This window comes from Candidatus Zixiibacteriota bacterium, assembly GCA_018820315.1.
In the GTDB taxonomy this organism is placed as follows: Bacteria; Zixibacteria; MSB-5A5; order JAABVY01; family JAHJOQ01; genus JAHJOQ01.
Genome location: JAHJOQ010000012.1, coordinates 1 through 19,520 on the forward strand (window position 1 = coordinate 1; position 19,520 = coordinate 19,520).

The window sequence follows — 19,520 nt, forward strand, 5'->3', positions numbered from 1 at the left end:
CCTCGCTTGCGGTATCTGTGAAGTCAGAATCCCTGAGATCCCACACATCAAATGGGCTTTTGCCTTGACACAGTTTCACAAGAGCGGTATTCTGGGTTGAATTCGACAAACCAAATGTGACGAAGGGCACAGAAATCACCGTAGGAATGGCACTATGGAGCAGATTTCGGAATACTTCTCAAAATATATCTCAATAATGACTGCATTGGTCACACCAATTATCGGAGCAATAGTGGCTTACATTGCGTATCAGCAATATCGAATCAGGCGTTATGAAGTTCGCATGTCGATGTATGACAAACGCTATGCAGTGTTTGAAACTGTGATGGAATATCTCGCTAGCGTAGTTGAGCACGGCAAGGCCGATGCTGATAAGGCAAGGCTCCTTCTCCGATCTGCCGCAGAGGCGCAATTTCTATTTGATGAAGAGATTGAAAAGTTCATAAAGGACGTATACCATCATGCGCTTGAAGATAACACGCTTCAATGGCGCTTTGATAAGGCACAGACTCCAGAGCTGAGAGATCCCATAATCGAAAAGCAGAATCAAGTTCTCGATTGGTTCGAATGTGAACTACACCACGCCAAGTTGCTTTTCGATCCATATCTCAAACTGGGGAGATTCTGAGTCATCCCAAGCTGTAGCGGAGGTTCATTGTATAATGCTTGATTTCTTCAAGAGAAGACTGTTCCGAAAGATGATTACATACGTAGATGCGGTGAAAGTCGCAATCTATGCGAAGCTGAGGTCAGAGCTTGAAAGTCAATATGATGGAGAACAAGCAGGAAGACTCTCGGCTGCTGTTGTAAACCGGCTGTTTGCGAGCGACAGATCGCCCGTGCATGCAGATTTATCTGCAACGCAGATTGAGAAACTCGCGATGGACTTCCTTTGCAACGAAACAGACAAGGATATACATTGTAGTATCGTGATGTCACTGCGGACTCTCATGACTATCGAAACCGATGCCGGCAATACAGAGGCAACAGACAGAATAACAAATGCCGTGCAGTGGATAAAGACAATAAGACCCCTTCCCCCTGAAGCTCCTAACCCCAAAATGATGGCAGATTTGGCCACATTGCTGCAGGCACGATATTGTGAATAGTCAGCGTGAGCCGTCACGCTCTCCGACCACGGTTCGACGAAAGCAGTGTAGGTCAAGGCCCAGAGCGAGGGCGCCTGGCCGCGATCACTGATCGCGGTTCGATGAAGTCGATTCAGTTTAGATGCCGAAATCACAATGGTTTGACCTGCAAAGCCCCTAACACCACCATAACGGCGTATCCTGCGGTCGTTATTGGACTTATCCGCTTTCCCCATCGCTTCATCCATCGTGTAGCACACTTACATCCTCTCAATGTGGCCTCCCAACGCCCCATTGTAAGCTTACATTGCTGTAATGTAAGTTAGCATTGCTGCGATGTAAGTTAGCATTGCCGCGATGTATATTCGCACTGTCACGGTGTAGACTGACATTCCCCCAATGTAAGCTTGCGCTGCGTCGATGCTAATTTACATTGTCCAGCCGCGTGCCCGTGATCTCTGATCGCGGTTCTGCGATGTCGACTGCGGCGTGGGAACCAAGCTGTCAGGAAAGGATTCCTGACAGCGCGAGAAGCAGGTCCTACCACGGCGGATTGCAGCAGTCTGCTGTCGGGGCAGCACCGTTCGTAAAGATATAAAACAGCACGTACACTACATCATCAATATCAGTGCCCCCGCTGCCGTCCGCATCGCCGATACATGCCCCGGGATACAGTGCGTCGCCTCCGGTGAATATGTAGGCGATGAGATAGACCACGTCATCGATGTCGACCTGCCATGAATAATCGGCGTCACCGCAGCGATGGTTATGCCTAATCATGAGCGGATACGGATCAGAGTTGTCGCCTCCGGGAATACTATATGGCACATCGCCGATACCGTCGTCGTCGCCGTCTTCGCCTGTATAGCCAAGCCAGTAGTTGCCGCCGCTCGGATACCCGTCATCCCATGTATTGTCGCCTTCATCAATCGCCGACTCTCCGTTGGAGAGGAAATCATTATGGAAGATCTGGTTATCGGTTGCCTCCGGCATCACATGCAAACCGTAGACGGATGCAAATGAGATTGTATTTTCCGTGATGCTGTTGCTGACAGCATATGGCTCAATGACTATTCCGTAGTCGCACATTTCTATCGAGTTGCTGTTGATAACATTCCCCGAGCTGCCGCCTCCGAGGAAAATGCCGACATCGTTATATGACAGCATATTTCTCTGGATGTAGTTCGAGGATCCATCGAGACAGATGCCACGGGTGTTCTGCAGAAATTCGTTATCTTTAATCGTGTCACTTATTGCACAATCTACTCCGCAGAAAGCATTCCTGATAATGAAACCTGTCACTGTCACGCCTTGAGATGCAATGTTGATGACATATAGTCCTCCGCTCCCGTCAATGGTAGGGCGGCGCCATCCTCCATCTCCAACGAGCCAGATCGCTTTGTCTATGACGATGTTTTCGTAGTACGTGTCCCAGCCTACATGAACTTCATCACCCGGCTGAGCGACGTTGATCGCCTTTTGGATGGTCGGGTAGTCAGTGGGCACCACGATAACGTCGGCTGAGCACACTTGCACAGCAGCCAGCAATGCGAAAAGCACAAAGACTGTTTTCATCGCTCTCCTCCTGGCAGACGATCTGCAGTTCATTCTATTTACCACGGCGGATTGCAGCAGTCAATCACCGGCACGGGTCCCTGAATAAAGATGTACTCGATAAGGTACACGACGTCATCGATGTCGACGCCGAAACTGCCGTCAGCGTCCATGTGGCAAATTAGTCCCGGACCGGGGCCGGTGAATATGTAAGCTATGAGATACACAACGTCATCTATGTCAACCTGACCACTGACGTCAGCGTCTCCACAGACAGGGTTGTAGCGACTCATCAGAGGATAGTGATCCTGGCTTGTGCCGCCGGGGATGTCGTATGGCGTGTCGCCAATCCCATCACTGTCGCCATCGGTACCAGTGTAGTCGCTCCAGTAGTTGCCGCCGGGGGGGTAGCCGTCATCCCAGATGGACGCGGAAGCGTCGATCTCCAGTGCGTTTCTCAAGCTGTTAACAAAGTCATTGTGATAGACTACATGCGGCTCCATTCCCAATGACTGGGAGATTTCGATACCCCTGGAGTTGCCCGCAATCATATTGTCTGTTATCTGTGTACTTTCGCTGTAATCGGCATTTATGCCCAGCATATTGTTGGTGATCACATTACCGGAGATCGTATTATTTCGAATGAAGAGCGACATACCGAACAGCCAGATTCCGGTGCCATTCCCTCTGATTATGTTTTCCGAAATCGCATTGCATTCTGTGTATGGATCGCCTGCAGCAGCACCTCTGGCTCCGCGAGACGATAGGGGGGGTTCTGCCGAGTCCTTATCAAAGTCCTCATAGAATACGCCGACTATGAGACCGGTGCCGCAGTCGTGCAGAATATTGCGTGAGACATCACAATTCGATACCGAGGTCATCCACAAGGCTATTGTAGAGCCCTTGAGATCGAATCCGCGTACTGTGACCCAATCGGCGTCAATCTTCACAGCAGACCAATCATCGCCGCGTACTATCGCTCTCATCTCCTGCACCGCTAAGAGCGAAATGCTCTTGCCGATGACTACGCTTTCATAGTATGTGCCCGAAGAAACTTGAACCGAGTCCCCGATTGCCGCCGCATCGACCGCTTCCTGAATCGTGGGATAATCTGCCGGTACTTCAATGGTCCCGCCTATTCCGACCGATACGACCAGGCTGGTTACCAATGCTACAAGGACTGTTCTCATCGCTCACCTCTCGTTTTGTGGCGCGAGTACAAAATCTCTCTCCTCAATAGGAGGCTGAATCATTCACGATGTACTAAGAAAGGGGCTATTGTTAGTTTAAGGATATAGCAGAAGTTTGTCAAGGCATAAATTGAGCAGTCCATCTATCTTCAGACAGGTCGGGTGGAGCACCGAAGTTACCTTGCGAGTGCTTCAGGGTTGAGTGCATAACGCGGAAGCTCACCTCGCAAACCCGCCAGGAGACTCTCAGCAGCCATCACAGACATCCTATCCCGCGTCGCGACAGTCGCGCTGCCGATGTGCGGCACTATGATGCAATTGTCAAGCGTCAGGAGCTTGTGGTCGGGCGGAACCGGCTCCGGGTCGCAGACGTCGAGAGCCGCATAGGCAATCTCGCCATCTCTCAGGGCGTCATACAATGCGTCGGTGTCGACCACCTGCCCGCGTGCGGTGTTGATCAAAATAGCAGTTCTCTTCATTTTGCGGAACGCACTCGCATCTATCAACTTATCCGTCTCAGATGTAAGTGGCACATGAATGCTGATGAAATCGGATTCCGCAAGCAAGGCATCGAACGTTTCGATTCTGCGAGCACCGGCAGACTCAATATTTTCCTGAGATGCATGCGGATCATAGCAGATTACATTCATGCTAAAACCGCTGGCGCGTCTCGCGACCGCACCGCCGATCCGTCCCATGCCGATCAGCCCGAGAGTCGCACGGTGGACATCGTGACCGAGCAGCAGCATCGGCCCCCATGTTTTCCATTTGCCGCCGCGAACAAAATCGACACCTTCGTTCAGCCGTCTTGCAGCCGCAAGCAACAAAGCGAATGCCAGGTCGGCCGTCGTTTCAGTCAACACATCGGGCGTATTGCAAACGAGAATGCCGCGCTCGGTGGCGGCGGCCAGATCGACATTATCGAAACCGACGGCGTAGTTGCTGATGACCTTGAGTTGTGGACCGGCAATATCCATCAGCGGGGCATCTATACGATCGCTCAGCAGGCTGAGCACCCCATCAGCACCGCGAATCTTCTCCTCCAGAATCTCACGCGGGACTGCGCGATCGTCCGACCAGACTTCCGCATCGCAGGCGTCGAGAATCATGTTCATGCCCGATTCGGGAATCAGCCGAGTTATGTATACTTTTGGTTTGCTCATTCTTCCTCACCTCGATCTTTATCGACGCCAGCGTTCAGGATTATGGTTGAAGTATCACTCAAAGCAGTCTTAGGGATCAGGCCCGAAATTCGTACTGATTCGCAGGAGCATAGCTCCTGAGTACGCATGTAAACTTGCAGGCTATTCGACCCTGCTCTTCAACTCCTCGATCTGGCCGAGAAGCTTCTTGTAACCATCCGGATCCCATTCAGGCATCTGTTCCGCTTTCAGCTTATCCTCTGCAATGACAAGATGTTCCAAGGCTGACTTGAAGTTCTTGTTTATGATGTCAATCTCTCCGAGCTCTTTATGCGACCAGCCGACAAACTCTGCATTTTCAATCCGTTCGCACCAAGCAAGCACCGGACGGAGCCACTTTGCGGCTTCATCATAATTGCCAGCCAAACGGTAAGCATGCCCTACCGCCCAGTCGGCAATCATCTTGTTAGTCTCGGTACCATATTGCCAGTGGTATTCACGCGCCTTAATGTATGCGTTTAATGCATCATCGTAACGCATTAAAGTTTCATAGGTTGCCCCGAGATTATTCCAGAGCGGACCGAGCCATCCGGTGACATTGCCAGCCTCAGCCTCTTTGATTCCTTTCAGCCCCCATTCGACCTGCTGTTCCGGCGATCCGGTGATAGCGACCATGTGCGCCGCATCGATCGCGCGGTCATGCAGCTTTTGTCCGGAGCAATATTCGTACATCTCTTTGAACGTGGCGGTAGCCTTTTCGAGCTCTTCATCCTGCCACTCGAACCGCCCCCTGACGCCGAGATAGCGAGACCATCCGAGAGGTTCATCAGGAGTGGCGATCTCGGCGGCTTTGGTGATCCATACACGCCCCTCTTCCTTCTTGTCGGTGATCAGATAACAGCGGGCGATCTGTGAGTAGCTTTCGGTTAGCTCAGAGTTCTGCCCATCCTCCGTCGCCTTCTCCATTGCTTTCATGTAGATCTCGCGCGACTTATCATACTCGCGGGACTTGAACAGCTTGTCAGCTTCTGTGATATAGTCATTAGCCATAATCTTGAACTCTACTTTGTAAGCCACCCAGCATTCCACTGGACGCTCTCTGAGAATCGCAGGAGACCATCTCCCCCAATACGCTGCTTGGATAGCAGCATCTTCAAATCCGGCTCCCTGGCCTGATTCCTTTTCTATAACTGCATCTACTACTTGACCTGACGTATCAATCATCACCCTCAGCCAGACAGTTCCTTCGATTCCCGCCAGCAATGCGCTATGAGGATATTCAGGTTCCGGTATATGAATGGGATCCGGCACCTCCTCTACAGCTACGAAATCATCAGCTCTGAGAGATGGGACTGCGGACTGTTTATCGCCAGCGTCCGACTGTGCCAGCGTTATTGCGTCGAGAGATGTGACGTTCTTGGCGGCCTGGTCAGCAAGTGAGTTCTGAAAGAGCAAACTGGCGAAAAGGCCGGCGAGCAGCACCAGGGCTGGAACTACTGCATTAGATACTCCTCTCATCATGCAACCTCCTACCATCGTCATTCTGATACCTATCGCATGAACAAAGCCCCTGCGTTCTATCGGGGACTCTGTCTATTATGAACGAGTCCACCTGCATTGTCAAGCGGAATATTGACCGAATAGGTACTCAATCGACAAGCCCACCACTATAACGGGCGTGTTAGCGGTGAGAGAGCTTATGAGAGGCTCACATTCGAGCCGAATATTATCTACTTCAATCGAGACTGAAGACAACCGTATACGACACCCAGCACATGACCGGATTGTCATTGACCAGCGCGGGAGTCCATTTTCCCTTGAGGGCTGCGTCAATCGCAGCTTGCTCGAAACCAACATTTGTTGATGACGATTTCATAATGACGGCTTTGATAGGATTGCCTTCGACATCCACCAGAACTCGTATTACAAGTGTTGCCTCAAATCCCGCTCTCCGCGCCATCTCAGGATAAACCGGCGTCTCAAGATAGATGTGCTCAGGGTCCCTGTCCACGTAGAAGAAGCTGTCAATCGGAGGTGCCAGCCCAACTCCAGGTATGCGAACGTCAATTGACCCATAACCGCTGCCACCGTCACCGCCCGGTCCGACAATGATTCTGTCAAAGATCTGAATATCGGCAGATCTGGCAAGAGCCCCGGGGTCCACCGCGTCGCCGTCGAAGTCATCGACCGGTTCAGGTATGCCGATCAGCGGTATCGTAGGACGCGCAATTTCAATCGGCCCGATAATTGGATCAGACGGCGCAGTTGGAAATGTCGGCAGATCAACTGGACCAACGTGGATGACAGGTCCACCAACAGGAGGCGCGACGACCTCCATACCTGACAAGAACAAGTATGAGCCCAGTGCCGACAGATGGAGCGTGACACCGACCAGCAGCGCGATCACCATGTTCTTCTGGTACGATTGCTTTAGATACAGCGTACCCTGAATCGCCGAGTAATTCATATTGCTAACCATGACGCTCCTCCTCTCCAGGTGCGAGACTGCACAATTCCGGACGGTTGGCAGAACCACTACGCTACGGGATTCTGCTCTGCCTCCTACTTCAATACAACGCAGAGGCTCTGATATTCCATGATGTCGAAACCACAGGGGTTTCAACCTACGGTTCCAAGCGGGGATGGTTGACTTTGGCGGTTGCGACGTGCCTCAGAGTGTCAAAACCGCAGGGTCTTTGACCTACGATACGAAGACGGATGAGACTGCGATATGTTCAACTCACGCAATAAGAAACGCCGGGGTGAATACCCCGGCGTGTATATTTCGACTGTCTAAACGACTGCTTAGAAGATAAACTCAACCTTGTAGGACACCCAGCACGGTACCGGCTGGTTGTTCTGCATGGCGGGAGTCCACTTGCCCCCAAGAGCGGCCTTCTTGGCAGCCTCTTCGAATCCGGCGTTCGAGCCTGATTCCTTCTCAATGATAGCGTCGCGCACATTGCCTTCTTTATCGACAAGCACACGAATCCAGACTACGCCCGTGATACCCGCCTTGCGAGCCATCTCAGGAAAGTCCGGCTCAGGGATAAAGATGGCGGACGGAATTTCCTCCACCGCCACGAATTCATCTGAGGCCGGGAAGAAATCTTCATCGCCGATCTCGATCACCATACCGTCTCCGTCAGAGCCATCTCCCGTGCCAACGTCCGGCTGGGAGATATCCGCAAGCTGGTCCTGAGTCGCGAGGACAACGTTTTCCTCGGCTTCCTCATCCGGTACAGGCTCGGGAATACCGATCTTCGGTGCAGCGATTTTTGGAGCGTCGATCTTGACCGCCGGCGGCTTCTTGACAAGCGATGGCGGCGGAGCCAGATCGGAAATGTCCTTTATCCGGATCACGTTTGTGGTCTCCGGCATAGGATCAGTCAGAATCCATTTGACACTAAACCAGGCACCCATCGCGAGCAGATGCAAGCCCGCGCCGAAAAGAATCGCGATTGCCATGTTCCGTTGGTAGGTCTTCTTCAGCTCAAAAGCACCATAGTCAACCTTGATTACGCCAGTTCCCAGCTTCATGAGCCACCCCCTCCCAATAGCGAACCAGACTTAGCCTTCTCTATCTTAGCGTCGTCCTTCGGGTCCCACGGCTTTGTCGAATAGCGATACGAGAACGTTGCGCTCTCAGCCAGCACATCCTTATTCGCCTCCCTATAATACGCGACAAATTCTTCGTCTTCTCGGAGAACATATTCAACAACTTCGATCTCATCGAGAATGTTAACGAAGTCATTGTATTTCGCGTCAGGATGAATGACAATCAGTGTGCTAAGCTTAGGATTATCCTTGTTAGTGGAATAAAACAGCGTACGCAGAGAATCCTCCTTGAACTGAATGGGCCCGTCCTCGCATAATGACCACCAATAACCGTCAGCGCCGTCGACATGAACGATCAGAAGATCACATTTCTTTATCTTGATCGGCTCATCTGAATCCTCCGGCAGATTGATCTCCATCGCCTGCGGTGCAGCGAAGACGGTGGTGACCATATAGAAGATAAGCAGGAGGAACGCGATATCGACCATAGGGGTCATATCGATCCTGATCCCTATCCGTCTTTTTTTCTTTTTTCCTTTTCCACCAGAATCCGCTTTTTGCGGAGTGTCAACTGCTCCCATCTATCTCACCACCTCTCCTAAATATCCGCTTCAGATTCGAATTCAGTCACGATCTGAAATGTCCTGAGGAAGTTCTTCTTGAGAGATTCCATTATCGTTTCCATTGTTCCGTACTTGGTGTTCCTGTCGGCCTTCACAATCAGCATCGCTCCCAGCAACCCCTTCTTTGTACGAACCCACTGCACCGTCTCCCCGACTTGTGAGGCCATAACACTCTCGTCGACGAAGACCGGTATCACTACGGGCTCACCATCGACGATGGTAGTATCCTTCACAACATACTCGAGGAACACCGAATCATCTTCAGTCACGGTGACGAGGATCTTGCCCTTATCCGGCAGATTGACCTGCGAATGCGAAGTCGGCAGTGTGACCTCCTTCTTCTCCGGAGGCTTGAACTGCGTAGTGGCCATGTAGAAAATCAACAGCAGGAACGCGATATCGACCATAGGCGTCATATCGAGTGTGATGTTGACTCTACGTTTCTTCTTAATCTTCATACCTTACTTCACCTCTTTAGCTTTGATAAGCTGCAGAATCTCGTATGAAGCTTCATCGACCGTGTAGTTGAAGCTGTCGACCTTGTTCACGAAAAAGTTGTACGCTACAATACCAACGATGGCGTTGAAGAGACCACCGGCTGTATTGACCAGTGCCTCGGAAATACCGGTAGCAAGACTTGTGGCGTCGATAACACCGCCCGATGCGTGACCGGTGGCGTTGAACGCGCGGATCATACCAATGGTTGTTCCAAGAAGCCCTACCATCGTGGCAATCGATGCAATCGAGGAGAGCACGATCAGGTTACGTTCCAACAGCGGAACTTCAAGAGCGTTTGCCTCTTCGATGGCTCTCTGCGTCTCTTCGAGTTTTTTTTCGGATGTTATACCGGAATCCCTTATCTGGCCATAACGATCGATACCTGCACGGAGAACATTCGCGCAGGATCCTCGCTGCTTGTCGCAGGCCGCGAGCGCGCCACCGAAGTCGCCTTCCTGAACAAGCGTGACCACTTTCTTGAAGAACGATTGAATGGATGCTCTTCCCTTTGCCTTGCGCAGGGATATCAGTCTTTCAGCAATAAACGACAAGAGCATTACTGACAATGCAATCAGGATTGCAACGAGCGGGCCACCCTCCTGCAAATAGGCTGGCAGCTGAGTCCAGATGATAAAGCCTGTTGCGAGCGAGACCACCAAAACGATCGTTACGAATACAGACTGTTTCACGATTTATCTCCTCCAGAAACTACGTGAATTTTATTCCATTACTAAAGCCCACCTCGCCTACAAATCGTTCGACTTGACGCAATTAACAATCAAGCTCGCAAAAGTAAGCCAAAGTGCAGGCTGAGCAAAGGCCCAGAAAGTTACGATGTTGAACCGCGGTCCGAGCCCGCGAACCATATAGATGTTCGAAATCTCCTCTCCAAACGGAATTGTAATGCCCACGATAAGGTAGGCGAAAAGTCCAAACCAGGCTATTAGCGGAAGATACTGCCAACCCAGAACGTGCTTCAAACGAGACAGTCCGGCTTCTCTGTCCTTGGAAGGCATGTACAACATCACAAGTGTCAGAACGCCGAATAGCACGCTCGCTACTGCTAACCCCGTAAATACGTAAACCAGAACTGCGAACATGCCAGAGAAATTAGACAGAACCCCCATCAAATCCGAGATTGCCGAGAAAGTAGTCACCCCCACGATCTTTCTATCTCCGTAGATCGAGCTGACCGAGAACCAGGGCAAAAGGCTCCCGGCTATCAGTCCGAGGGATGTCAGTGTCAGGACAATCTTGTTTGAGGTTGGCAGAAGATTCTTGGCTACTTCGGTGCCACTGCGTATAGACGAGTAATGGGACTTACCGTAGTCCTCCACCGCCTGTTCGTGAAGTTTCTTCTCCTCCTCAGACTTAAAAAACTTCTTGACCTTAGATCCATAGACATCGAACCCGATGTACTTGTACCTGAGATCAGAGCCTTCCGCTGATGATTCCTTTGATTCGTTTTGTACCATAGATGATTCCCAAGTTTCACTTAGTACGCGTCCAGAGCCTCCTGAACGCTTGGTTTTAATTCATTCAGAGTTTTGGAATTGGGATCACAACGCAATCCCTTGTTTATCCAGTTCATTGATTTCTCATATTGTTTGGCTAACGCATATCCCTGCGCGATCCACGTCACCACATCCTTGTCGTCACAGTCCGCCATCTCAAACGCCATCATCTGGTTGTATGACTTCATCAAATGAGTGACGGCACTGTTCCCATCCGGCGGTTTTGATACAAGATATGTGAATCCGATCCACTTCTCAGCTTCGTATGTGGTCGAATCGCAGGCTCCCCACTTCTCGTAAAACTCACGGCTCTCGTCGTACTTCTTCTGCTGCGAAAGACTCGAAGCGATCAGCTTGTTGACATCGCAGTTTTCAGGGTCAAGCGCAGTAACTCTCTTGAGATAGTCCGCCGTCATTCCCCAGTCTTTCATTCGCATGTAACAGTACGCTGCATTAAGCCAGGAGCGGGCATTTGTGGTATCCAGCGCTATTTTCCTCTCGAAAGTCGCGAGCGCAGGCACATAGGCAGTTGAGTCAAACTTGCCGAGATAGTAATAGTTGAATCCGATATCATTCAGCCAGGAAACATCACTGGAATCGAGTGACCAGGCTCTTTCAAAATCTGCCGCAGCCTCAGTCCTCGACAGCGAGTCTGACATTCCGGCATATGCTTTCGCCCTTTCATAAAACATAGCGGCGTCATCCTTGGTCCACTCGTAACCAGGATCCTCAGCGAGCAGGTTCTTTTCATACTCAAGCAGTCTCTCGACAGCCTTGTCAAACTGTCCCGCCTTGGCATACATCTTTCCGACATCCAGAGCGAGGTCGCCACGTACATATCCTGCCGTCATAGCCGATTCGAAATGCTGCACTGCGCTGTCGGCATAGCCGAGCGCCTGGAATGCTTTGGCAATATAATACTCAGCCTCACCAGCTTCATCGGTCAGCCCGATAAACTTCCGGAACATCCAGATTGAACTCGTATACTTCTGAACTGCCGCCTGCTGATCTTTTGAAGACATCGCAGCAAGTATGTATATCTTTCCGGCGAGATTGTATGCTTCCACATATCCTGAATCAAGCCTGATGGCATTGCCCAAATCACCGAGAGCCTTGGTATATTCTCGTTGTGCAACATATGATTTGCCGAGCCGGAAGTAGAGCTTTTCGTTCAGCGAATCGCACTCTGTCAGCACTTTTGTATAGGAAGTGATTGCCAGTGCATATGCGCCTTTCTCGTAGTTTGCATCGCCAAGATGCATCGAGTATTCGCAATTTCCAGGATCGAGAAACTGAGCGGTCCGGAATTTCTTGTCCGCCTGGCTGTAGTCCTTCAAATAGAGGTAATAATATCCGAGCCCGTCCTCGAACATCGCCTTCTCTTCGTCCTTCTTGGCCTTACTCAGCCCTGTTTCGAAGTACCCTTTCGCCTCTTCGAGTCTGGTAGAGTCCTTGACGACGAGCATGCCGAGGTTGTAGAGTGAAGGAAGGTGCTTATCTTTGATCTTAAGTGCCTTCTTGTAGAACTCTTCGGCTTTGGCGTTTTTGAGCATCTTCTCGTAGCAAGTGCCGATGAAGTATGGAAGGTCTGCGTCCCTCTTCTTCTTCTCCATCTGACCGGTTGCTTTCTCGATAGCCTCATTGAGCTTGCCCTGCTCATAAAGCTGGGTCAGCTCTGACGGCACTCCCGCCGACTTAGCAGAAATAGGCAGAAACACCAACAACGCGGTTACAATAGATATTATCCTGAAGGCTCTCATTTGGTTTCCTCTGCTGATCGCTTGCGTCAAGCGGATGTCACACTACACAGAATAATATGTATATGCAAACTGTTCCGCCAAGTCAAGCGTTTTCACAATCCATATATGCTTCCGCAGTTTGTCTAATCCTCGCCTGTGTCCCGATACCTGAGCATCGATCTGGGCTTTGATTTGTGAGTCATTATCTTCACCCTGATAATCACATACAGGGCGATCACGATCCCGATCCCGATCCTCATCTTCAGGTCGAACTCCAGAAAAAGCCCGCTTACTATGGCAATTCCGAAAAGCAGAATGATCGAAATCGCCACGTATGAGATTATACGACCAGGGTCAATCATTTTTCACCTCCTAGGGATTATACACGCCGCATGGCCTGCTATTCCCGGAGCGATGCTCTACTCCATCAACGTTATCCAAAAAACGTGCCGGAAGCCAGCGCCAATTCACTTAGGTTAAGTTATTACAAAACAACATATTACAATATAGCCATGAGGCCAGCCGCAGATTTGCGCAGGATTGCCGCGCAGATCCTGCGTTTGACAGGGAACTTCCACGGCTAAATTCCTCAGGATGCTTAAGATCACCGCGTGTTCCTTGCGCTTCATCAGGTGCCCTGCAGGAAATCGACCGCGTTTTCCACCTCCTCCCAGGATGACGCTATCTCGATCTCGGATGGGACCGAGTTAAGGAATACCTGTCCGAACGAGGATTTCACAAGGCGGTTGTCAGTTACAATAATCACTCCCTGATCAGTGCTGGATCTTATGAGTCGTCCGAAACCCTGTTTGAATCTCAAAACCGCCGATGGAAGGGAGTATGACACAAACGAATTGGCTCCCTTTTTCTCAACGAGTTCCATCCGCGCAGAATCAATCGGATCGCCCGGCACCGAAAATGGTAGCCGCGTGATCACCAGCACTTCAAGTAGCTTGCCGGGAAGATCTACTCCCTGCCAAAAACTTTCGGTACCGAACAGGATCGCCGGTCTGAGCTGCACGAAATCGTGGAGAGCCTTATCAGCCGAATCGGCCCCTTCCTGAACCAGTAGTTTTGGAAATTGGCCAGCCAGATCACGCACGGTCTGCTGCAATGTCTGATAGGAAGTGAACAGCACCAATGTATTCGTCTCGACCTTACGGAATAGAGTTCGGAGAAAGCCGGATAGCTTCTTCTGGTAGTAATCGCTCCGTGGAGAGGGCAGATATGCACTGCACACAAACCTGACCTGTGACCGAAAGTCGTACGAGCTTCCAAACACGGCTGTTCTCTTTGCTTCCGACGGTATCCTGTCAAGGCCGAGACGTTCCTCGATATATTCAAAACTGCGCTCTACCGTCATGGTCGCCGACGTCAATAGGAGTCTCTGATATTTTTCGTAGACCAGTTTGTTCAGCATCTCTCCGATTTCGACAGGCGCAATCTTGACCGAGCACCACCCCGACGGCGTTACCTCCAGCCATCGCACCCATTTATCATCCTCCCGCTCGCGCAGGTTGTCTATGTGAGCGCAGAACCCGCGAACAGACGCAATCACATTCTGAATCGATTCCGCTTCGACTACCTCATCAGTCTCGAGCTCCGATGGATCGAGTTGCTGCAGCAATCTTGTCATTGTCTGCTCCAGATTCCGAAAGACATCGTGGAGCTCTGAGAGAATGGGAATGATCTTGTCGAGAAGCGGGTGCTGTGCGACCAGCCTGTCTCTGCGCGAATACCCGGATGGAATAAGCCTGTAATCAGCTACATACTTATCAATTGTTATGAATAGCGAGTTGATTGCCGAATGAGCTTCAGCAATCAGAGCACTGCAATCGGAGCCTGCTTTCTGAGCCGTCTTGACAGCAGTTTCATCATCAGTCGCGCGGACGATCATGCCCGTCACAGTCTGTAGCCGGTCCGGCATCGCCGGATCGCGCGATTCGAGCGGATCGAATATAGACGATAGTGTCGAGCGGGAGAGTTCTCCCGTGAGGCTGTCCGTGGCAACCCGTTCTATCTGGTGAGCTTCATCGAATACGATCACGCTCGGTTTGCCGAGAATCTCCGATTCAGATAGCAGATCCGAGAAAAAGAGAGCATGGTTAGTGACGATTACGTCAGATTTGGCTGCCGCCTTTCGCGCTCTGAAAAAGAAGCAGTCGCGATAGTGAGCACACATTGGCCCGGGACAGAATCCAGCATCACAATCAACCTCTCTCTTAACCTCGCGCGACAAGCCCCCAAGCTCGGAAAGATCGCCGGACTGCGAAAGGTCCTTCCAGATCAGAACAGACGCCATCTCCAGGAGTTGCCTTGAGTCGAAGAGGCGCGATGCATTCGCCCGCGCAATATGCATCTTGAGAAGGCAAAGGTAGTTCGAGCGACCCTTGAGAAGCAGTGATGAGAAGCTCGTATTGGTCAGTTTCTCTGCCTGCACGAGGTCTTTGTAGTAGAGCTGGTTCTGAAGATTGCGTGTGTGTGTGGAGACCACAACTCCGGCCAAATGTTGCAGACTGTAGAGAAGTGATGGGATGAGGTACGCCAGCGACTTCCCGGTGCCCGTGCCCGCTTCTGCAAGAAAACATTCATCACTGCTGAGCGCGCGAAGGAACTGCCGCGCGAACTTCACCTGTTCGGGACGGCGCTCATAACCGGGGATGATCTCGGCGGCACGCCCCTCTTGCGAGAAAATCGATACGACAGACTTGTCAGAGAAATCTATGGATTGGCCTCCAGCATCTCGATCACCGGTTCTGATATTGTCCGGCAGACGGTAGATCTCATCCGTACGCCGCACCGCAACCCGGCTCAGCTTGCCGAGCCATTCAGTCACCGCGGGCATCTCCATCGACAGTAGCATCGCCACATCCTGTTTCGACTTCAGTTCGAGAGAGGCGACGAATGTCGACAGATCGCGCAGCACTATCGCAGCGGGATCGTCCGTGAAGGAATCGCCGGCAGGGACATAGATACTCAGGAACTCCAGCAGCTCGGTCAGGTTGCGAAATGTCTTTCCCGGAATGAAGAGCCGCACAATTTCCGATATTTCGAGGAGACGCCTTCGGTTGTTTGTGTGATAAGTTTCCAGTATGTCGGTCGGCCAGAACTCTTCGAGCTCCCAAAAGGAGAACATTACCAGTGATCCGTCTCCCACAAGCTCCGTGAATTTATCCCACTGCGGCCTGTTCTTGACACTGTCGCGGCCAGTGAGGCGAGTCAAGGTAAACGACCGCTTCTCTTTCGCTGTCATGTGATGATAGACCGTGCATGTCAGTGTGTAGACTTCCATCCTCACGCCAAGTTCGACACTGCGCTTGAGAGAAGCCGTTACAAGATCGGAATACTGAATACTCATTCGATTTAGAAATCTATTCTGCCCGGCACCGGCATGAAGCTGTAGTCGAGAGTGATCCTGCGATCATCGCCGGTCCCGGAGAAGCCTTTCACAATAATCTTGGCATATTGTCCCGAGGAAGTCTTCAGCAGACAACTTCCTCCCTTTTTCGCTCTGATCTTATCGGCTCCCGGACCTTGAGGTTCTCTTATACGGTCTTTCAGAGACGTAATACTCGATGAGAGAAACTCGACCGAAGGCAGAATCGCATCGATTCGGGATGGTGACACCAGATAGTCCTCACCCTGAATCTGCGTGAAATAAACCTGATTGTCGAGAGCATCGGTCGCCACATATTCCTGCCTCGCGAACGAGTAGCCATCCCGTTCTCCGCTGTAGCTTCTGTTCAGGGTGATCTCTCCATGCGGATGACACACAAACTTGATGGCATTCGATGGCTTGCTCTCCTTGTCGCCCGGGAAGACTATCGTGACAGCGGCGAAATACTTGACGCCATCTTCGAGGTCATTAGCGTCAAATGTTTCGAACTCGATTTCCGCATCGGTATCGCCGGGATACGTGTCTGGATTGAAGGGCACCGCTCCGGCTGCTATCATCGCACTGTCGTCACCGACTGGATTTCCTGATGCGATGTAGATATTGTATCCCCTGATCGGCACGTTGCCGCGGTTTGTTTTCCATGTCAGGAAAGCGTAGTTGTGATTGACATCTACGGTCAGATCAGTTGGAAAAACATCCACGTACTTGGATACGTCAATGTCAATCTGTTTGGATGGAGCGCACGAGAGCAAAGTGATCGTCGCACCAACGAACAGTACGAATACGATTCTTCTATCGACATGCATTACTAACGCACCAAATCCACTGAGAGATGTTCAGGACCGCACCGCAGCCAGGATTACACGTCTCGTCTTTGCGGTCCGGTATATTCGGAATTCGTATCGCCGAGTTTGCGCATCGGGCGCTGGGTTGTCCACTCTTCGAATGCGTGCGCGATCAGGCCTGCGGTTCTGCTCATTATGAAGAAACCCTTTCCGAGTCTGTAGTCGAATCCCATATCCGACACAACCGCAGCAATAGCACCGTCGACATTGATCGGCAACCGTTTGCCGGTCTTAGCTTCCAGTGCATTCTCGATCTCCTTGCACAGGTCAATGTGCCGCCCGCTGAAATCGAGTCGATCAGCCTTCTCGAACAGCTTGATTGTCCGCGGATCAGTCGTATGTAATCGGTGCCCGAACCCGGGCATTCTGACTTTTCTGGCGGAGAGATCCTCCACAAGCTGCGCCGCGAGTTCCGCAGGACTTCCCTCTTTACCGGCCCATTCCTGCATGATCTTTGCCGAACGCTCGATTGCGCCGCCGTGGACATCGCCGATAGAAAGTACTCCCGCGGCGACGGCGGCATTCAACTGATTACCTGCCGAAATACTGTTACGCGCGCCGAGCACCGATGGCGGCGAGACGCCGTGGTCTACAGAAGACACGAGAATCGCCTCGAACATCTCCGCTTCGGCGGGATTCGGAAGTTCGCCCTTGAGCACCAGGAAGATGGTCTCTGCAAAAGTCTTCTTCTCCATCAACTGCTCAATCGGATAACCCCGGACTTCGATCTTGCCCGGTCCGATATTGGTTATACTCGTCGTCCAGCTATTCTCCATCATCTTCCTGCCTCTGCTGTGCTTTGATCAGCGCCGAGTCCGGCTGCGCAAGATATGCAAGCGTCGATTTCCATTCATGCGCCAGTATTTCAAGGCTTCTCTTGGTAGACATCATCATAGCACCGTGCAACGACATATCCCGCTTGAGCAATCCGAGGAGGGGCGCCGAGCCATAGTTCTTTGTCAGAAATCCGATGAACGATGCCGCCTGTTCTCTGCGTTGTTGATACGGCTGCCTTAGGTAGAAATCGTTGTTGACCAGACTGTCGATTTCGAACGCGGTCCCATTCTCGACGTGCTGGAGCACATTTTCATGATAGTTCTCGCCGGAGAAGTCGAGCAGCGTCGGGAATCCCTCATTGACAAAGGCATACTGCGAGCCCTCCGGAGCAACGCGCTTCATCATCAGCTCTGTGATTGGCGCACCGATAGGTGCGAAAATCTCATAGAAGATCGTGTCATTGGAAACAAACGGCACCTGTCGCCCAAACAGTCCTTCAGCCTCGACCTGGTTGTCGAATATCATCATGTAGACGGTCTCAGGAGGTCTCATCCTCAGCATTTGAGACAGCAGAGCCATGATCTGATCGCACTTGTTGCCGATATCAGGGGCCCGTTCTCGAAGATCTTCTCTCGGGGGATACCTGAGCTCGAAAATCTGACTCCTGTACTTCAGCCAATCTGCGAAATACTCGCGGCTGTATGCCTTGGATTGATCAGCGGCACCAGCCTTCTCATCGTTCTTCTCACCACACCCAGTCGACACGGCCAAAACAGCTATCAGGAAAGCACAAATAAGAATAGATGGCAGTGTCGATATGTGGAAGGTTGAAAATCTCTTGAAATTCATAAGTCCTCGCTTATATACGTGTTTACAGATCATTTTAGTTCTCAAACTGTTATAGGTTTCATCTGTTAAATATAATTTTGCTGCGCAGAAGTGTCAACCACTTTGATAGTGACAAATTTCACATAAAACTTGACTTCGATCATCTCATAAATATATTTATGTTTGTTGAGTCTTGTGAAATTGAATGGAGTCCCCTTATGGTTGAAATCATCATCCACGGTCGCGGAGGCCAGGGAGTCGTGATAGCGTCGGAGGTCCTTGCTTCAGCCCTGTTTAAAGAGGGCAAACACGTGCAGGCATTTCCTTCCTTCGGAGCGGAACGACGAGGCGCAGCCGTGGCAGCCTATCTCCGGTTCGATGACGAACCGATACAACTCAGATGTCAAATCTATCATCCCGATCACGTTATCGTACTCGATGAAACCCTGCTCGCAGATCAGGCAACTACCCGCACTTTGAAGGAAGGCGGTTCTGTAGTTGTCAACAGCAGGAGAAACTACGATGACAGCAAGTTGAAGAAGAAGTTTGCTGTGGCGACTGTCGACGCGATCACGATTGCGGTACGACATCGTCTCGGGAGCCCATCCGCACCTATAGTCAACACCGCCATCCTGGGTGCATTCTCAAAGGCAACAGGTTTGGTCAGTCTCGACTCAATCGAGAAGACAATCGAAGAATTCGTTCCGACCAATCAGGCGGATAATGTGGCGGCCACGAGGGCTGCCTTCAACTTGGTCAAGTTTTAG

At 51.2% G+C, this 19,520-nt stretch carries 19 protein-coding genes; 3 read left to right on the plus strand and 16 right to left on the minus strand.

Going from position 1 to position 19,520, the window contains the following annotated elements; translation table 11 throughout:
- Positions 1-154 precede the first annotated feature (154 nt).
- Both KKH67_01130 and KKH67_01135 read left to right on the plus strand, forming a co-directional pair.
- Positions 155-628 (plus strand): hypothetical protein, encoded by a 474-nt coding sequence (locus KKH67_01130; GenBank protein MBU1317776.1) that lies wholly within the window; start codon positions 155-157, stop codon positions 626-628.
- A 34-nt stretch (positions 629-662) separates the two neighbouring features.
- Positions 663-1,109 (plus strand): hypothetical protein, encoded by a 447-nt coding sequence (locus KKH67_01135; protein ID MBU1317777.1) that lies wholly within the window; start codon positions 663-665, stop codon positions 1,107-1,109.
- 519 nt (positions 1,110-1,628) lie between these two features.
- Here the strand turns inward: KKH67_01135 and KKH67_01140 are convergent.
- The 16 genes from KKH67_01140 to KKH67_01215 form a co-directional block, all read right to left on the minus strand.
- Positions 1,629-2,663: a right-handed parallel beta-helix repeat-containing protein gene (locus tag KKH67_01140; protein MBU1317778.1), complete on the minus strand. Its 1,035-nt coding sequence runs from the start codon at positions 2,661-2,663 to the stop codon at positions 1,629-1,631.
- Between the two features lie 38 nt (positions 2,664-2,701).
- Positions 2,702-3,832: a right-handed parallel beta-helix repeat-containing protein gene (locus tag KKH67_01145; protein MBU1317779.1), complete on the minus strand. Its 1,131-nt coding sequence runs from the start codon at positions 3,830-3,832 to the stop codon at positions 2,702-2,704.
- A 176-nt stretch (positions 3,833-4,008) separates the two neighbouring features.
- Positions 4,009-4,995 carry a D-glycerate dehydrogenase gene (locus KKH67_01150; protein ID MBU1317780.1) on the minus strand — a complete coding sequence of 329 codons (987 nt, stop codon included), beginning with the start codon at positions 4,993-4,995 and terminating at the stop codon, positions 4,009-4,011.
- A gap of 141 nt (positions 4,996-5,136) precedes the next feature.
- Positions 5,137-6,495, minus strand: a complete 1,359-nt coding sequence (locus tag KKH67_01155; protein ID MBU1317781.1) for a TonB family protein — start codon at positions 6,493-6,495, stop codon at positions 5,137-5,139.
- A 214-nt stretch (positions 6,496-6,709) separates the two neighbouring features.
- On the minus strand, positions 6,710-7,453 hold the full coding sequence (locus tag KKH67_01160; protein MBU1317782.1) for an energy transducer TonB: 744 nt from the start codon (positions 7,451-7,453) through the stop codon (positions 6,710-6,712).
- Between the two features lie 326 nt (positions 7,454-7,779).
- A complete protein-coding gene (locus KKH67_01165) occupies positions 7,780-8,514 on the minus strand; it encodes a TonB family protein (protein ID MBU1317783.1) in 735 nt (244 codons plus the stop codon).
- Positions 8,511-9,113, minus strand: a complete 603-nt coding sequence (locus KKH67_01170) for a biopolymer transporter ExbD (GenBank protein ID MBU1317784.1) — start codon at positions 9,111-9,113, stop codon at positions 8,511-8,513. Before KKH67_01170 ends, KKH67_01165 begins: the two co-directional genes overlap by 4 nt.
- Positions 9,114-9,130: 17 nt before the next feature.
- Positions 9,131-9,613 carry a biopolymer transporter ExbD gene (locus KKH67_01175; protein ID MBU1317785.1) on the minus strand — a complete coding sequence of 161 codons (483 nt, stop codon included), beginning with the start codon at positions 9,611-9,613 and terminating at the stop codon, positions 9,131-9,133.
- A 3-nt stretch (positions 9,614-9,616) separates the two neighbouring features.
- Positions 9,617-10,342, minus strand: a complete 726-nt coding sequence (locus tag KKH67_01180) for a MotA/TolQ/ExbB proton channel family protein (GenBank protein ID MBU1317786.1) — start codon at positions 10,340-10,342, stop codon at positions 9,617-9,619.
- A gap of 57 nt (positions 10,343-10,399) precedes the next feature.
- Positions 10,400-11,128 carry a hypothetical protein gene (locus KKH67_01185; GenBank protein ID MBU1317787.1) on the minus strand — a complete coding sequence of 243 codons (729 nt, stop codon included), beginning with the start codon at positions 11,126-11,128 and terminating at the stop codon, positions 10,400-10,402.
- A 20-nt stretch (positions 11,129-11,148) separates the two neighbouring features.
- Positions 11,149-12,927: a tetratricopeptide repeat protein gene (locus KKH67_01190; protein ID MBU1317788.1), complete on the minus strand. Its 1,779-nt coding sequence runs from the start codon at positions 12,925-12,927 to the stop codon at positions 11,149-11,151.
- Between the two features lie 122 nt (positions 12,928-13,049).
- A complete protein-coding gene (locus KKH67_01195) occupies positions 13,050-13,268 on the minus strand; it encodes a hypothetical protein (protein MBU1317789.1) in 219 nt (72 codons plus the stop codon).
- Between the two features lie 266 nt (positions 13,269-13,534).
- A complete protein-coding gene (locus KKH67_01200; GenBank protein ID MBU1317790.1) occupies positions 13,535-16,264 on the minus strand; it encodes a hypothetical protein in 2,730 nt (909 codons plus the stop codon).
- A 5-nt stretch (positions 16,265-16,269) separates the two neighbouring features.
- A complete protein-coding gene (locus KKH67_01205; GenBank protein ID MBU1317791.1) occupies positions 16,270-17,109 on the minus strand; it encodes a hypothetical protein in 840 nt (279 codons plus the stop codon).
- Positions 17,110-17,162: 53 nt separating this feature from the next.
- Positions 17,163-17,927: a citryl-CoA lyase gene (locus tag KKH67_01210; GenBank protein ID MBU1317792.1), complete on the minus strand. Its 765-nt coding sequence runs from the start codon at positions 17,925-17,927 to the stop codon at positions 17,163-17,165.
- Entirely contained in the window at positions 17,914-18,774 is an 861-nt protein-coding gene (locus tag KKH67_01215) for a hypothetical protein (GenBank protein MBU1317793.1), read from the minus strand. Before KKH67_01215 ends, KKH67_01210 begins: the two co-directional genes overlap by 14 nt.
- Positions 18,775-18,971: 197 nt before the next feature.
- Between KKH67_01215 and KKH67_01220 the strand changes: the two genes are divergently transcribed.
- Positions 18,972-19,520 carry a 2-oxoacid:acceptor oxidoreductase family protein gene (locus KKH67_01220; GenBank protein MBU1317794.1) on the plus strand — a complete coding sequence of 183 codons (549 nt, stop codon included), beginning with the start codon at positions 18,972-18,974 and terminating at the stop codon, positions 19,518-19,520.

Coding starts and splice junctions, on each gene's coding strand:
- KKH67_01165 (MBU1317783.1), bottom strand. CDS start 8,514: ATGAAGCTGGGAACTGGCGTAATCAAGGTTGACTATGGTGCTTTTGAG.
- KKH67_01190 (MBU1317788.1), bottom strand. CDS start 12,927: ATGAGAGCCTTCAGGATAATATCTATTGTAACCGCGTTGTTGGTGTTT.
- KKH67_01205 (MBU1317791.1), bottom strand. CDS start 17,109: ATGCATGTCGATAGAAGAATCGTATTCGTACTGTTCGTTGGTGCGACG.
- KKH67_01195 (MBU1317789.1), bottom strand. CDS start 13,268: ATGATTGACCCTGGTCGTATAATCTCATACGTGGCGATTTCGATCATT.
- KKH67_01160 (MBU1317782.1), bottom strand. CDS start 7,453: ATGGTTAGCAATATGAATTACTCGGCGATTCAGGGTACGCTGTATCTA.
- KKH67_01150 (MBU1317780.1), bottom strand. CDS start 4,995: ATGAGCAAACCAAAAGTATACATAACTCGGCTGATTCCCGAATCGGGC.
- KKH67_01135 (MBU1317777.1), top strand. CDS start 663: ATGCTTGATTTCTTCAAGAGAAGACTGTTCCGAAAGATGATTACATAC.
- KKH67_01140 (MBU1317778.1), bottom strand. CDS start 2,663: ATGAAAACAGTCTTTGTGCTTTTCGCATTGCTGGCTGCTGTGCAAGTG.
- KKH67_01145 (MBU1317779.1), bottom strand. CDS start 3,832: ATGAGAACAGTCCTTGTAGCATTGGTAACCAGCCTGGTCGTATCGGTC.
- KKH67_01200 (MBU1317790.1), bottom strand. CDS start 16,264: ATGAGTATTCAGTATTCCGATCTTGTAACGGCTTCTCTCAAGCGCAGT.
- KKH67_01210 (MBU1317792.1), bottom strand. CDS start 17,927: ATGATGGAGAATAGCTGGACGACGAGTATAACCAATATCGGACCGGGC.
- KKH67_01215 (MBU1317793.1), bottom strand. CDS start 18,774: ATGAATTTCAAGAGATTTTCAACCTTCCACATATCGACACTGCCATCT.
- KKH67_01155 (MBU1317781.1), bottom strand. CDS start 6,495: ATGATGAGAGGAGTATCTAATGCAGTAGTTCCAGCCCTGGTGCTGCTC.
- KKH67_01185 (MBU1317787.1), bottom strand. CDS start 11,128: ATGGTACAAAACGAATCAAAGGAATCATCAGCGGAAGGCTCTGATCTC.
- KKH67_01175 (MBU1317785.1), bottom strand. CDS start 9,613: ATGAAGATTAAGAAGAAACGTAGAGTCAACATCACACTCGATATGACG.
- KKH67_01130 (MBU1317776.1), top strand. CDS start 155: ATGGAGCAGATTTCGGAATACTTCTCAAAATATATCTCAATAATGACT.
- KKH67_01220 (MBU1317794.1), top strand. CDS start 18,972: ATGGTTGAAATCATCATCCACGGTCGCGGAGGCCAGGGAGTCGTGATA.
- KKH67_01170 (MBU1317784.1), bottom strand. CDS start 9,113: ATGGGAGCAGTTGACACTCCGCAAAAAGCGGATTCTGGTGGAAAAGGA.